This is a genomic window from Nocardia sp. CA-135398, from assembly GCF_050955845.1.
Classification (GTDB): Bacteria; Actinomycetota; Actinomycetes; order Mycobacteriales; family Mycobacteriaceae; genus Nocardia.
Window position 1 is genome coordinate 5,998,354 of record NZ_CP192084.1, and the last position, 13,973, is coordinate 6,012,326.

General features: G+C 66.4%; 10 protein-coding genes and 1 pseudogene. 1 reads left to right on the plus strand and 10 read right to left on the minus strand.

Annotation, left to right across the window (positions count from 1 at the left end):
- Window positions 1-11: 11 nt before the first annotated feature.
- A complete protein-coding gene (locus ACQP1T_RS26430) occupies window positions 12-893 on the minus strand; it encodes an SDR family NAD(P)-dependent oxidoreductase (RefSeq protein ID WP_433755771.1) in 882 nt (293 codons plus the stop codon).
- Window positions 890-1,807: an alpha/beta hydrolase gene (locus tag ACQP1T_RS26435; RefSeq protein WP_433755772.1), complete on the minus strand. Its 918-nt coding sequence runs from the start codon at window positions 1,805-1,807 to the stop codon at window positions 890-892. The genes ACQP1T_RS26430 and ACQP1T_RS26435 overlap by 4 nt, the downstream gene beginning before the upstream one ends.
- A gap of 139 nt (window positions 1,808-1,946) precedes the next feature.
- Here ACQP1T_RS26435 and ACQP1T_RS26440 point away from each other — a divergent pair, with 139 nt between their 5' ends.
- Window positions 1,947-2,558, plus strand: a complete 612-nt coding sequence (locus ACQP1T_RS26440) for a TetR/AcrR family transcriptional regulator (RefSeq protein ID WP_433762365.1) — start codon at window positions 1,947-1,949, stop codon at window positions 2,556-2,558.
- Window positions 2,559-2,903: 345 nt separating this feature from the next.
- Here ACQP1T_RS26440 and ACQP1T_RS26445 read toward each other — a convergent pair whose 3' ends face one another.
- The 8 genes and pseudogenes from ACQP1T_RS26445 to ACQP1T_RS26480 form a co-directional block, all read right to left on the minus strand.
- Window positions 2,904-4,736 (minus strand): acyl-CoA dehydrogenase, encoded by a 1,833-nt coding sequence (locus ACQP1T_RS26445; protein ID WP_433755773.1) that lies wholly within the window; start codon window positions 4,734-4,736, stop codon window positions 2,904-2,906.
- A 232-nt stretch (window positions 4,737-4,968) separates the two neighbouring features.
- Window positions 4,969-5,499 carry a TetR/AcrR family transcriptional regulator gene (locus tag ACQP1T_RS26450; protein ID WP_433755774.1) on the minus strand — a complete coding sequence of 177 codons (531 nt, stop codon included), beginning with the start codon at window positions 5,497-5,499 and terminating at the stop codon, window positions 4,969-4,971.
- A 484-nt stretch (window positions 5,500-5,983) separates the two neighbouring features.
- Window positions 5,984-6,112 (minus strand): annotated as a pseudogene (locus tag ACQP1T_RS26455) (helix-turn-helix domain-containing protein); the annotation flags it as partial.
- A 389-nt stretch (window positions 6,113-6,501) separates the two neighbouring features.
- A complete protein-coding gene (locus tag ACQP1T_RS26460; protein ID WP_433755775.1) occupies window positions 6,502-7,803 on the minus strand; it encodes a cytochrome P450 in 1,302 nt (433 codons plus the stop codon).
- Entirely contained in the window at window positions 7,778-8,764 is a 987-nt protein-coding gene (locus ACQP1T_RS26465) for a PDR/VanB family oxidoreductase (protein WP_433762366.1), read from the minus strand. The genes ACQP1T_RS26460 and ACQP1T_RS26465 overlap by 26 nt, the downstream gene beginning before the upstream one ends.
- Before the next feature lie 81 nt (window positions 8,765-8,845).
- Window positions 8,846-9,631 carry an IclR family transcriptional regulator gene (locus ACQP1T_RS26470; RefSeq protein ID WP_433755776.1) on the minus strand — a complete coding sequence of 262 codons (786 nt, stop codon included), beginning with the start codon at window positions 9,629-9,631 and terminating at the stop codon, window positions 8,846-8,848.
- A 485-nt stretch (window positions 9,632-10,116) separates the two neighbouring features.
- The gene (fadD11, locus tag ACQP1T_RS26475) at window positions 10,117-11,937 is read right to left on the minus strand and encodes a fatty acid--CoA ligase FadD11 (RefSeq protein ID WP_433755777.1); all 1,821 of its coding nucleotides are present in this window, start codon (window positions 11,935-11,937) and stop codon (window positions 10,117-10,119) included.
- Window positions 11,938-13,009: 1,072 nt separating this feature from the next.
- Window positions 13,010-13,945, minus strand: a complete 936-nt coding sequence (locus ACQP1T_RS26480) for a PDR/VanB family oxidoreductase (RefSeq protein ID WP_433762368.1) — start codon at window positions 13,943-13,945, stop codon at window positions 13,010-13,012.
- Between the last annotated feature and the right edge of the window lie 28 nt (window positions 13,946-13,973).

The window sequence follows — 13,973 nt, forward strand, 5'->3', positions numbered from 1 at the left end:
TCTCCCTTGGGTCAGTCCGCGGTTGCGGTATGGCGGTCGATAGCTCGGTGGTCGTGCCAACCGGCCGGAGCGGCCAGTTCGGTGGCGTGGGCGATGGTGGTGTCCTTCCAGGCGACGCGGTCCAGCACCGGACGGAAGAGGCCGGGCGCTTTGGCGATGAGCGAGTTGCGTTTCGGCACCACGATCAGCTCGGAGCGCCGTTCGATGCCGCGCACGATGCCGCGCACGACCGTGGCGCTGGGCACCATCTTGAACAGCCCTTTCTCATTGCCGCCCCACAGCACTCGACCGGCGGGATCGGCGATGACGTCGTCCATCATCGGGGTGCGGAAGAAGGTCGGGTGCACGCTGCCGACTCCGACACCCCGATGGCGCAGTTCGAGGCGGATGCTGTCACACATCGCCCAGACACCGGCTTTGGTGGCCGTATACGGCGCTTGCAACGGGGAGTGGACGAACGCGGCCATCGAAGAAATCGCCAACAGATAGCCGTGATTGGCCTGCACGCCGGGCAGCCCGGCGCGAAAGGTGCGCCACACACCGGTGAGGTTGATGTCGACGACACGTTCGAAGGCCGCGGGATCCAGAGTGGCCATGGGAGCCATGGTGTCGATTCCGGCATTGGCGATGACGACATCGAGACCGCCGAAATGCTCGGTGGCCGCGTTCATCGCCTCGGTCAGGCCGGTCATGTCGCGGACATCGGCATGCCAACCGCGAGCCTGACGCGCAGTACCGAGCGCGGCCGCTTGCGCACGCACGTTATCGACGTCGATATCCAGCAGTGCCAGGTTCGCTCCGCGGGCACGCAAGGCTCGGGCCAATTCACTGCCGAGCCCACCGGTGGAACCCGTCAACGCGACCGTGCGGCCTGCGAGTGGATAGCGGGTCATCGTTCGGACTCCTCGACGGTGACGCGCGATGCGACGTGAGCGTGCAGGAACGCGATCTGGTCGGCGACGACGCGCTCGAACCAGTCACCGACGTAGATGTCGAAATGCCCTACGGGATACAGCGCGATCTCCCCACGGGGAGCCTTACTCGCATGGCGCAGAGTGGCTTTCGCCGGTGCGACCGCATCCTGTTCACAGATGGCGAACATGATCGGGCAGCTCACCTTCGCGGCGCTACGCCCCGGGCTGTGCAGAGTGATAGACAATGCGACCCGGGCCGCGACTTCGTTGGCGAACGGCGCCGAGTCCGGCACCAACGCCAGATAGCCCGGCTCCGAATCCGGCGACGCCATCAGCGCGGTCGAACCCGGCCGCCCCGCCGTGGCGATCATTACCGGCTCCCTGCCCACATACGACCCGATCAGATCGCGCACCGCTCGCGCGGTGACACGCAGAGCGTTCGAAGGCGGCATCGCCAGTACGGAGGCGAAACCGTCGGTGAAAGGACACTGCGCGACCACCGCCGCGATGTCGCCATCGGCAGCAGCGGCCACCAGGACGTGTCCGCCACCGAAGGACGTTCCCCACAACACGATGCGGCTCGTGTCCACCACGTCCAGCGAGCGTGCGAACGCGATCGCCGCGGCCCAGTCCGCGAGCTGCTCACGAATGTCGATCAGCTGGCGTGGCGTGCCGTCGCTGGCCCCGAAGTGCCGGTAGTCGAAAACCAGGCAGGCATACCCGGCGGCACGGAAACGCTCGGCGTAGGCGTCGAGCCGCATCTCGCGGATACCGCCCAGACCATGTGCCATGACAATGATCGGGGCCGGACCGCCGGCCGGCAGATACAGCCACGCAGCGCACTCCAGCCCCGCGGGGCCGGACGGGAACCGGACTTCGAGGCGATCACCCATCGGCTAACTCCTTTGCTCTCACCGGTCGACTATGACCGGCACCACACAATATATGGGATAGGTTCCAAAAATGGAAGGCATTCCAACAATGGAGGCCGCTCCATGCTGGCCGTACAGTGGGCGCATGGACTCCGCAGGCATGACACGAACGGCACGACGGGCCGCAGCCACCCAGCAAGCGATCGTCGACGCCGCCGAAAGCCTCGTCCTCGCCCACGGAGCCGACGCCCTCACCCTGGAGGCCGTCGCCGAGCGGGCCGACGTCGCGGTACAGACCATCTACAACCGGATCGGCGGGCGCTCGGCCTTGCTGATCGCGGTCGCCGAACGAGCGCTGGAACAGAACCGCCAGTACATGGACGACGCCTACGCCGCGCCCGGGTCGCCCCGGGCACGGATCCTGCGAGCAGCCGAGGCATACGCCCGGTTCGCCGCCGAACGACCACACCAATTCCGGCTGCTCATCGACCCGCCCAACGAACCACGCGCGCTCGCACGCGTCGCCGATCTCATCGAAGAACAGAACACGAAACTCGCCTCCGCGCTCGCCGATGGAATCACCGACGGAACCATCGCCGCCGACCTCGATCCCGAGCTCACCTCGACCGTGCTGTGGGCAGTGATGAACGGCGTGCTGGCCCTGAACTGGCGCGCCGATCGGCTGCGCGCCAAGGGTCACCGCATGGAACTGCTCCTTGCGACCGTCATCGGTCTTCTCGACAGAGGCATCAGCCCGGGCGATGGAGACTGACAGCCAGATCCGAGGAGTTCAGGCACCGTTGCCGAATATCCGGCTGCCATAGACCGATACGAATTCCTCGCAGGTTCCCGCACGACCGTAATGCCAAGGCCGACTCTCTGATGACCTGCGGGAGAGACGACTCACCGATCGGTAGCAAATATCTGATCTCAGGGTATTCACCCCCGGTGTCGTGGGTGCCGTCGATGCGTTCGGGCTCGACACCTTGCGCCACCGTTGCGCCGACCTTGGACTCGAGATGATCTGACGGGTGTGCCGTGTGGAGGACTTCGAGTCGAAAACGACGAAACCCTCGGGCGTTCCGAGGGTTTCGTCGCAGAACTGGCTCTGCTCGTGTCAGAACGCGTCCTCGTCGAGGGTCATGATCTCACCGTCGAGATCCGAAATGATCGCGCTGTCAGCGTCCAGGCGCGGCAGAATCTGCTGGGCGAAGAAGGTCGCCGTGGCGACCTTGCCGTCGTAGAACGCACGATCGGAGTCGGCAGGATCGGAATCCAGTGCGGCAAGGGCCGTTTCGGCTCCGACGAGCAGTCTCCAGGCCACCAGCAGATCACCGACCGCCAGTAGGAACCGGACCGAACCCAGGCCGACCTTGTACAACTCGTCGGGCTGTTCCTGCGCGGCCAAGAGGTAGCCGGTCAACGCACCCGCCATGTCCTGCACCCGATCCGCCGCCGTCGCCAGCAGCTCCCGGGCCACCTTCAGCTGTGCCCAGCTCTCGGATTCGGCGGTGGCACGGACCTGCCCCAGCACATGCGCCAGTGCGACACCGCGATTGCGGGCGATCTTGCGGAAGAAGAAGTCCTGCGCCTGGATCGCCGTGGTGCCCTCGTACAACGAGTCGATCTTCGAGTCGCGAATGTACTGCTCGATCGGGTAGTCCTGCAGGAAGCCCGAGCCGCCCAGCGTCTGTAGCGATTCGGCGAGATACTGGTACGCACGTTCGGAGCCGACGCCCTTCACGATCGGCAGCAGCAGATCATTGACCGCGGCGGCGAGTTCCGGATCCGCGCCCGAAAGATGCTGGGCCACCGCATCGTCCTGGTGCCCGGCGGTGTAGAGGTAGATCGAGCGCAGCCCTTCGGCGTACGCCTTCTGCAGTTGCAGTGAGCGCCGCACGTCCGGGTGGTGGATGATGGTCACCTTCGGGGCGGTTTTCTCGGCCTGCCGGGTCAAGTCGGCGCCCTGGACTCGTTGTTTCGCGTAGTCGAGCGCGTTCAGGTAGCCGGTGGACAAGGTGGCGATTGCCTTGGTGCCCACCATCATCCGGGCTTCCTCGATCACCTTGAACATTTGGGCGATGCCGTCGTGCTCTTCACCCACCAGCCAGCCCACGGCGGGCGTGCCGTGGTCGCCGAAGGTCAGTTCGCAGGTCGCCGACGCTTTCAAGCCCATCTTGTGCTCGACATTGGTGACGAAGACTCCGTTGCGTTCGCCCGGCTCGCCGGTCTCGGGATCGAAGTGGAACTTCGGCACGAAGAACAGTGACAACCCCTTGGTGCCGGGGCCCGCGCCTTCGGGCCGTGCCAGCACCAGATGTGCGATGTTCTCGAACAGATCGTCCGAGTCCGCGCCGGTGATGAAGCGCTTGACGCCCTCGACATGCCAGGAGCCGTCGTCCTGCCGGATCGCCTTGGTACGTCCGGCGCCGACGTCCGACCCTGCGTCGGGCTCGGTGAGTACCATGGTCGCGCCCCAGTTGCGGTCCACCATCAGCTTGGCCCAGTGCCGCTGCTGCTCGGTGCCGACGCCGTGCACGACATTCGCGATCATCGGGCCTGTCAGATACATGTACGCGGCCGGCTGTGCGCCGAGCACGAACTCGCTCAACGCCCAGGCGAGCATGGCGGGCGCTGCCACGCCGCCGATCCCCTCGGCCTTGCCGACCCGCCAGTACTCGACGTCGTACCACGCACGCACAGCACGCTTGAACGTCTCCGGCAACCGCACCGAGTGGGTCCGCGGATCGAAAACCGGTGGAGTGCGGTCGGTTTCAGCGAACGGCGCCGCCACCGGCCCCGCTGCCAGTCGCGCGGCCTCGGTCAGCATGGTCCGGGCGACGTCCGGGTCGAGGTCCCCGAAGGCACCGGCGTCCAGGACGACATCGAGACCGAACAGCTCGAACAGGTTGAATTCGAGATCGCGGACATTGCTCTTGTAATGGCCCACGGCGCCACCTTTCGAGAAGAAGCGGAGGATTACCGCACGAGTCGCAGCAGAGCGCACAGATTTGATCGCTCACCGGCCACCTTGGATCACGATCAACAGCCTGACAATCAACTGTTAATGACCGCTAAGTAAGACGGTTACGGCATTCAATCCTTTTGCGCACAGGTAGCAGGCAATTCGAACCAATAAGTGAATGGCCGCTAAGTGGCGTAATTCACTGGGCCGGTGCGCGTTAGCCGATCGGCGCCTCTCCGATACGCGCACCGACGGCGACCAACACGTCGACGAGATCGCTCCGGCGACGCAGGCGCGGATTGCGCACCGCGTCGATGACGACGGTGGTGGAAGCCCGAATCAGCAAGCGCGCCACCGCAGCCGGAAGCTCGGGCCGGGCAGCCTGCAGCATGCGACTCCACTGGGCGATGCCGTCCAGACGCACCCGCTGCACCGCGTCAGCGGGCAGATGACGGGTCTCGCTCACCGTGATGGCCAGCAGGTCGGGCTCATCGACTCCGAAGCGGGCAAAGCTGCGCATCAGCGAACGCATCGACGCCTCGGCGCTACGGGTGTCCGAAACCGCCCGCATGACCGCCAGCTGCAACCACTCGTCCTGCCTCCGCACGATCCTGTCGAGAACCTCGGCCTTGCTCGAGAAGTGGTAGTACAAAGCGGGTCCGGAAACGCCGACCGCCGCGCCGATGTCTTCGATCCCGACGGCGGCGTAGCCGCGGGTGCTGAACAGTTTGGCCGCCTCGGCGAGCATACGTTCCGACCGAAGAGCCCGGTTCAGTTCGGTATTGGCACCATCGATGCCTGTCGGTCTGGTCACCACACCTGTGGGAGGTTCCGGCAAAGGGGTCCAGATCATCGTGGAGACAACGGAATCGAGAACCCGAGCCGCGATCGGCGCGGGCAGCTCGGTCCGGTGATAGGCCGGGCTGACAGCGACCGACAGTACACACCAGCTCAGCAGCTCGATGTTCGCGGTGCCCAGCTCCGGTCGACGGCCCCGGATCCAGCGCCGTAGATAGCCCGTGAGCCGGGACGCACGGACCAGAACCGCCGCTCGGTTCCTCGGGCGTGAGATTGCGAAACTCCAACTGCCACAGCCTGGGGAGTTCACGCAATTCGAGCGCGACCCGCACCAGTTCCACCGGCACGCTCGCACCGGATTCGTCGGCGCGGTGGGCGGCCTCGAGCCGGGCGAGAGTGCCGTCGAGACCGGCGAGCAGGCATTGCGCCAGCAGCTGCCGCTTGTTGCGGAAATGCCGGTACAACGCCGGAGCCGAGATTCCCACCGCCGCAGCGATATCGGCCATGGATGTCCCGTGATAGCCGCCGTGCGCGAAGGTGTCGAGGGCCGCGTCGAGGATCATGGCACGCCGACTCCGCGGCCGCCGTTTGGCCGCAGAGTTTCCAGCCTTCGAGATCACCGACGCACACCTCCCTCCTCAGCCGTTTCCTTCCCGCACAGTCATGCTGCCGATGAGCTAACCGCCCGCTCGCTTCTCACGTTTCATGCGCTGCCCGTGGATGACTGCCAATGCGTGTTTGTGCGCCAAGGGGCTGAGAACCTCGTCGCCGAACACTGGACCGTCCCACCCGAGGCCCGGGCCCGACGCCGCAGCAAGAAGACGGGGAAGGCCCCGAAACAGTCCCAGCAAGACCGTTGCTACGGGGCGACCTTCCCCACCAACGATCCTCAGCGGCACCCGGCGCCCAGGTGAACAAGAGACCCGCTTGACAGGCGATCCCCCATAGGGAGTCAGCTGAGGTGGATCCGCAGCGGGATCGACTTCCACGCTCGGAGCGTGTTGTTGTGGTGACGTTCAGGCGTCTCAGCGATCTCGATGCGGCACACGCGGTCGAGAAGGGCGTGCAACAGCGCCTCGGCTTCGAGCCGAGCTACGTGCTGTCCCACGCACTGGTGTATGCCCATGCCGAAGCCCACGTGCCCGGAGGGGTCTCGGGCGAGGTCGTACACGTCGGGGTTGTCCCAGCGGCGCGGGTCGCGGTTGGCGGCTCCGAGGAACATCAGAATCTTTCGTCCCTCCGGGATGGTGACGTCGCCGATCTGGACGTCTGTGGTGGCGGTGCGGAAGAACGTCTGTACGGGGGATTCCCAGCGAACGGCTTCGTCGAAGGCGACGCGGATGCGGTCGCGGTCGGCTCTGAGTGCGTCCCATTCGTGCGGGTGGCTGGCGAAGGCGTGGAGAACAGCCGCGATGCCGTGCACGGTGGTGTCGACGCCTGCGGAGAGCAGTGAGCGGACGATGACGGGTGCTTGCTCGTGAGTAATGTCGCCGCGGTCAGCCGCCGCCCAGATGGCCTCGCCGAACCCACCGGCGGTTAGGGCGTCGCGGGCGCACTGTGCGTTGACCCATGCGGAGATGACGCCGATGCGGTCCGCGCCCTTCTGGACCAGGTCGTTGCTCGGACCGAAGGCGTTGAACAGGTGGTCGCCGTACGGCAGAAGGTTCTCGCGGCCTTCTTTTCCGATGCCTACCGCGTCGGGGAACACTCGTATGGGGAACGCGGCCGCCAGGTCAGCGTACCCGTCGATCTCCAGCACCTTGCCGGTCGCTCGTTCGGCCAGGTCACCGACCAGCTGCTCGGCGTCAGCCATCCAGCTGTCCCGGAGCTTTCGGAGGGCACGAACCGACAGGATCGAGGAGAGCACGACGCGTGGTGCGTCGTGGTGCGGCGGATCGGTCTCCAGCAGCAGGCTCGGCGGCCGCCATGGCTTCTCGTACTTGAAGTTGCTGAGGCCCACTCCTGCTGCGGACTGGAACGACTGCCAATCGACGAGCGCAGCCCGGACGTCGGCGTAGCGCCCCATCGCGAACACGTCGTAGCGGGACAGGTAGACGACCCGGCCGGCCCCACGCAGCTGCTCGTGGAACTCCGACGGGTCCTCGAGGATGTCGTGCCCGAACGGGTCGGCGTCGATTGTCGGAACGCCCCCGGGGCCGTCGAGTGGCTCCGCGGCCTCGAGCGAGAGCCGAGCAGGCTCTAGATTCGGAATAGTCATGACTCTCTCCTCACAGGTCCAGCACGAGTCGGTCACCGATGGAGCGCGATACACAGACGAACATGCAGTCACCGCTTTCCCGCTCGGCGTCGGAGAGGAGCGAATCGCGGTGGTCCGGCGCGCCCTCGAGGACGGTTGTCAAACAGGTTCCGCACGTGCCCTCCCGACACGAGGACAGAACGTTCACTCCATGACGGTCGAGGGCGTCGAGAATCGACACACCGGGCTCGACCGTCACAGATCCGCCAGTCCTGGCGAGGTCGACGACGAACGAGGTCGTACGCGCCGGAGCCTCCTGTTCTTTCGGTACGAAGCGCTCGGTTCGCACTGCTCCGGCTGGCCACTCGTGCGTCGCCGAGGCCAGCGCATCCAGGAGGGGCGCGGGCCCGCAGCAGTAAACCTTGCCGGTGCCGTGCTCGAAGTCCGTGAGTGCAGCGGCCAGGTCCAGCAGGCCGAACTCGTCTTGCGGGCACACCTGGACCCGATCTTCATAGGTCTGGAGCTCGGGCAGGTACGCCATCGAGGCGCGCGTACGTCCGCCGTAGACCAGCTGCCAGCTGGCACCGAGTCGTTCAGCTGCAGCAACCATCGGGAGGATGGGAGTGATCCCGATGCCGCCCGCAATGAAGAGGTACCGGTCGGCCGGAACCAGGGCGAAGTTGTTGCGCGGGCCACCGACGCCAACGAGGTCTCCTTCGGCGAGGTGGTCGTGAACCAGCGCGGAGCCTCCGCGGCCGGCGGGTTCACGGAGGACCGCGATTTGGTAGGTCGAGGCGTCCCATCGGTCGCCGCACAAGGAGTACTGCCGTGAGTACTGCGAGCCGTCGGGCGTGGTCAGTACAAGGTCGATGTGCGCTCCGGGCGCCCAGTCCGGCAGCCGCGCACCGCTGGGATCACGCAGCGTGAGCTGGGCGACCCCGTCGGCGACGATGCGTTTGGAGGCCACGACTAACGTCGTAGCGGTCGATGCGACCGCACGACCGGGCGAGACTGCGATGGACATGGGTAGACTGTCGCTCGCCTGTGACTGGCGTCGCCACCACCATCCCATTGAATGGCTGCATCGTGGTGACCGCTGTCACTGCTCGTGAGCTTCCAATTTGGGCTGCTCCGCCGACGGGCCCACCAAGACGCGGTGGATTCCCCGTGCCGCAGCGAGCAGCGCGGGGATGTGTGAACACGCGGCGTCGTCGTTCGGTACGACGACCGAAAGCGCTGCGATGACGCGGTTTCTGCTGTCCCGGATGGGGGCGGCGATGCCGGCGGCGTCCGGGTGGATGTAGCCGGGGCAGAATGCGTAGCCATCGCGTCGGATGCGGGCTAGTTCGGAACGCAGTGCTGCCTCGGTGGTGATGGTCGCGTCGGTGAAGCGCTCCATCGGAGAGTTCAGGATGCGCTGCTGCAGGGTGCGCCCTGCGTGTGCAAGCAGGACCAGCCCGGAGGAGGAGGCGTGGAGGGAGAGCCGTCCGGCGATGCGGGTGATGTTGATGACCGAGCTGCGTGCACTCAGTCGTTCAATGAAGAGCACCTCGTCGTTTTGCAGCACACCTATCTGAACGTGGTGGCCGATGACCGCGTGCAGGTCCTGCATGAACGGCAGAGCTGCCTCGCGCAGCCCAAGCGTGGGTGAGGCGCGCTGGCCGAGCTCCCAAAGGCGGACACCAATTCGCACCTGGCGGTGGGCATCGCGCCGCAACAAGCCCTGGTCGATGAGCTCGTCGACCATGCGCGAGGCGGTCGAGAGAGGGAGCTTGGCTCGCGTGGCGATCTGCGAGACCTGCAGCGCCGGGGTGTCTGGCCCGAACGCATCAAGGATGCGCACGACGCGTTCCAGGACCGACTCCCCAGAGGTAGATCTGGCCAACTTGGCCCTCCTTCGACGAGCTACCTGAATATAGCCCCACCGGCATCCTTGGGCCCCGCGCGACCGAACCGTCCACGGTGCCCCGGTCTCGGTGCCATTTGGACGTGGTCGGCGATCGGCTGCGGGGGCGCCGGGCAATGCGCTGGTTGGTGGGAGACGCTGAACGATCGCGGGCCTCGGCGAGTAGCGCGGGGATTTGAACCTCAACCCTCTGGGTTCGATCGGCGCCTTGCAGACCGCTACCGAACGTTGCGGGATGCCGCCGGATCCTCCGTGTCGACAAGGAGGAGTCCTCGCTATCGGTTCCGCTTCAGCCGACCGCTCCCCTCACGTTCAGGCCGAATCCGGAGGGTTGATGGAGGGCGCTCGAAACCCACGATCGGGGCGACGTCAGTCACTGTTGCTCTCTTCGCTGATCGTCGCCACCACCGCATCGAACGGCGCCTCGAGGTATCTCTTCCAATCGGGAAGATCGCGCGTAAGCGTCAGCTGGCCGCCGTCGGTTCGAGTACCCCGGGGCCGGGTGTTGCGGAATAGAGCTCGGCGATCTCGGCGGCGTACTTTTGATGGATCGGCTTCCGCCGCACCTTCATGGTGAGCGTGAGCTCGTCGCCACCCGGCTCCCAGAAGGTGGGCAGGATCCGGAACCGTTTGATCTGCTCGACCCGGGATAGTTTCGCGTTACCGGCAGAGACACCGGCGCAGATCGCGGCGACGACCTCGGGATCTTCGGCGAGTGCCTTGGCCGACACGTCCGGCAGACCTCGGCGCGCGGCGTACGCGGCGGCGGCCTCGGCGTCAAGGGTGACCAAGGCCGTCATGTATGCGCGAGCGTCGCCGATGCTGACGACGCCGCCGACTAGTGGAGTGGCGGCCTTGATGACGTTCTCGACGTTGGCCGGTGAGATGTTCTTGCCGGCCGCGTTGATGATCAGCTCCTTCTTGCGGTCGATGATCCTGAGGTAGCCGTCGGAGTCCATCGTCACCACGTCGCCGGTCGCCAGCCATCCGTCGGAGTCGATGGCCTCGGCGGTCTTGGCGGGCTCCTTGCGATAGCCCTTCATCAGCAGCGGCCCGCGGACCAGCAACTCTCCGTCGTCGGCGATCCGGGCCTCCATGCCGGGGACGATCTTGCCGATAGTCCCGAGCCGGTACTCGGCCGGCGGCACGACGCTGCAGATGCACGAGAGCTCCGACATTCCCCAGATCTCGGTGATCGGCACCCTAAGACCGCCGAAGAACGCGAGCGTCTCAGCCGGGATGGGAGCGGCCCCCGAGATAGCCCACCCCAGTTGATCCAAGCCGAGCTTGGCCCGCACCGGCGACAGCACGGTGGCGTCGGCCTTGGCGTACTCCGCAGCCAACTCGTCGGAGACCGGCTCGCCAGCGAGGTCCGCCCGCGCCTTGCGGGACGCGACGGCGAAGGCCCACTGCATGCCTTGACGGCGTTGTTCGTCGGGCTCGGTGGCGACGATGTTCTCGATGGCTGCTTTGAGTTTCTCCCACACCCGCGGCACGGCGCCCCAGATGGTCGGCCGGCAGTCGGGGAGGGCGGCGGCAATCTGGCGCGAGTCGGGTACGACGGTGATCTGGATCCCAGCCCACATCTGCAGATAGAGCGCGCTCCACCGGTCGGCAATGTGCGCCGACGGGAGGAAAGACGTAATCCGGTCCCCGAACTTGACAGGGAGCACGGACGTCACCGCGGCGCACTCGAAGGCGATGTTGGAGTGCGTCATCTCGACGCCCTTGGGGTTGCCGGTCGTGCCTGAGGTGTAGATGAGCGTGACGACGTCGTCGGGCTGCACCGCCTGCCAGGTCGCCTCGAAGTCGAAGGTGGTGTTGGCAGATCCGCGCGCCATCAGGTCGTCAAGGGTGATCGCGCCGTCGACGGTTTCGTCGAGCACGATGAGGTGGTCGATCGGGACTCGGGAGGCGCGGATCACCTCGACGTACTGTGGCTCGCACACGACAACTTTGTTGCCAGCATTGGAGAGGACGTACTCCAGCTGCTCGGCTGCCAAGGTGTTGTAGACGGAGAACGACGTCGCGCCGAGGTGCTGTGCCCCGACATCGACCGGATAGAACTCGATCCGGTTGGACATCATCAGAGCCACGGTGTCACCCCGCGCGACGCCGAGGCTGGCCAGGCCTGCCGCCACGAGGCGGACCTTGTCGGCGTACTCGCCCCAGGTCAGGGTCTGGGAGCCGCCGACATTGCGCACGGCAACGGCGTGGGGATCGATGACAGCGACGCGCTGGAACGCCTCGCAAAGGGTGGTGGGCTGGGATGCGCGCCGTGTCATAGGTTCGCCTTCACGATCGAAAGTTGTAGCGGCCGACGCGGACGATCGGCGGCGAGACTGCGATGGACCTGCGCAGATTGTCGGTCGCAAGTGACTGGCGTCACCACCACCATCCCATTGAATGGCAGCGTTGTGGTGACCGCTGTCACTGCTGGTGAGCGTCCAGTTTGGGCTGCTTCGCCGACGGGCCCACCAAGACGCACCGGGAACGCGTGCCATCCGCTGCGCCGGCACCGTGGCCCTGGCTGCGCGCCTCGAAGCCGACCGCGTCGACGGCGGCGTCCACCTCGGGTGCTCCGAGCAGATGTTCGAGCTGGTCGGGGACCGGGCCCGCGCCGACGTTGACGGTCTCGCATCGGGATTGCGGCCCTCTCGGCGGTGGATGAAGACCGCGTGGGGGCAGTCGAAGCGACCGGCCCCTCCGCGCCGGTCAGAGTCAGGAGATGGCGTCCGGACGCGTCGAACCGGTGCACCGCGTTGCTTCCGTAGCCGTCTGCCACCCAGATGTCGCCGCCCACTGAAGCCGGGCTCGTCGACCGCCACGCTGGTCGGCGCGTAGGGCGAGAATGGGCCGGGCGCGTCATCGAGGTGCGGTGGTGTCGGCAGCTCTCTTTCAATGGCGTCCTCAAGAGAGACCCGGACGACGCGACCAGGAGCCACCGTCAGGTCGAGACCGGTACCGAAGGTCGGCGGAAGCTTGCCGTCGCCAGCGCCGGTTCCGCACGCGATCGCGAAGCCCGGGTCGGCAATCCACAGCGACTCGCGTCCGTTGTCCTCGACGACGGTCAGGCCGTGGCCCTCGGTGAGTCCGACGGCCAGGGTGCGGCGCACGTCGCCGTCCGGTCCGAAGACGACCAACCGACCGGCGTGGAAGGAGAGGATCTCACCCGACGACGTGGCGGCGAGCCGTGGTGGGCGAAGCCCTCGACGGCGCCGTCGACGGCTTCAGTGTCACCCACATGCTGAGGCGGTGAGTTCGGAGAGGGCAGTGTCATCGGGCATGCGCGGGGTCCGTTTAAGACAAGTGAAGGAGAGTGTGGCGGCTGCTGAGGGCGGCAGGAGAGTCGCCGCCTCACAGGTCCAGGACGAGGCGGACCGAGCGAGACCGCGAGCAGCAGATCATCATGACCTCGTTGCTTTCCTGCTCGGCCGGGCTGAGCACGGAGTCCCGATGCTCGGGAACACCCTCGAGCACGAGCGTCTCGCACGTGCCGCAGATGCCGTCGCCACAGGAGAACTCGACCGGGATGCCGGCGGCTTGGGCTACCTCGAGGATGCTGACCCCGGCCGGGACGATGGCGGTACGTCCGGAGGCGCGGAACTCGACCTCGAAGTCGGCTGACGTCGAGGGCTCCTGCTCCTTGGCAGAGAATCGCTCCATGTGCACCAGCCCACGTGGCCAATCCTGTGTCCGTTCCTCGACCGCTGCCAGCAGGGGCTCCGGGCCGCAGCAATAGACCAGCGCGCCCCGCGCGGGTCGGGCCAGCACTGTCGCGAGGTCGATCAGCCCGACCTCGTCCTGCGGCAGTACGACAACCTTGTCGCCGTACCTGGTGGTGAGGTCGTCGACATACGCCATCGAAGCCCGGGTCCGTCCGCCGTAGTGCAGTGTCCACAGGGCACCCGCGGCCTCCGCGGCGGCGATCATCGGAAGCAGCGGCGTGATGCCGATGCCCCCTGCGACGAACACGTAGCGATCGACGCCGTCGAGGAAGGGAAAGTGATTGCGCGGTTCGCCTGCGACGAGGCGGTCGCCCGAGCGCAGCGCGTGGACGCGTGCCGAGCCTCCTCTTCCATCCGGCTCGAGCAGCACGGCGACGCGCCAACTGGCGCGATCAGACGGATCCCCGCACAGGGAGTACTGCCGGATCAGGCCGTCGCCCAGGTGCAGGTCTATGTGGGCACCCGGCTCCCAGGCGGGCAGGTCCGTACCGTCGGGCGAGGAGAGAGTGAGGGCGACGACGCCGTCTGCCACTTGCTCCAAGCCTGCCACCACGACATCCAGCATCTGCGCCGTCGCCTCCTCGCCTCGTACA

What these genes read in the sequence shown, in the direction of transcription:
- ACQP1T_RS26440 (WP_433762365.1), top strand. Translation starts at nt 1,947, where the DNA reads ATGACACGAACGGCACGACGGGCCGCAGCCACCCAGCAAGCGATCGTC.
- fadD11 (WP_433755777.1), bottom strand. Translation starts at nt 11,937, where the DNA reads ATGACACGGCGCGCATCCCAGCCCACCACCCTTTGCGAGGCGTTCCAG.
- ACQP1T_RS26480 (WP_433762368.1), bottom strand. Translation starts at nt 13,945, where the DNA reads ATGCTGGATGTCGTGGTGGCAGGCTTGGAGCAAGTGGCAGACGGCGTC.
- ACQP1T_RS26430 (WP_433755771.1), bottom strand. Translation starts at nt 893, where the DNA reads ATGACCCGCTATCCACTCGCAGGCCGCACGGTCGCGTTGACGGGTTCC.
- ACQP1T_RS26435 (WP_433755772.1), bottom strand. Translation starts at nt 1,807, where the DNA reads ATGGGTGATCGCCTCGAAGTCCGGTTCCCGTCCGGCCCCGCGGGGCTG.
- ACQP1T_RS26450 (WP_433755774.1), bottom strand. Translation starts at nt 5,499, where the DNA reads ATGCTCGCCGAGGCGGCCAAACTGTTCAGCACCCGCGGCTACGCCGCC.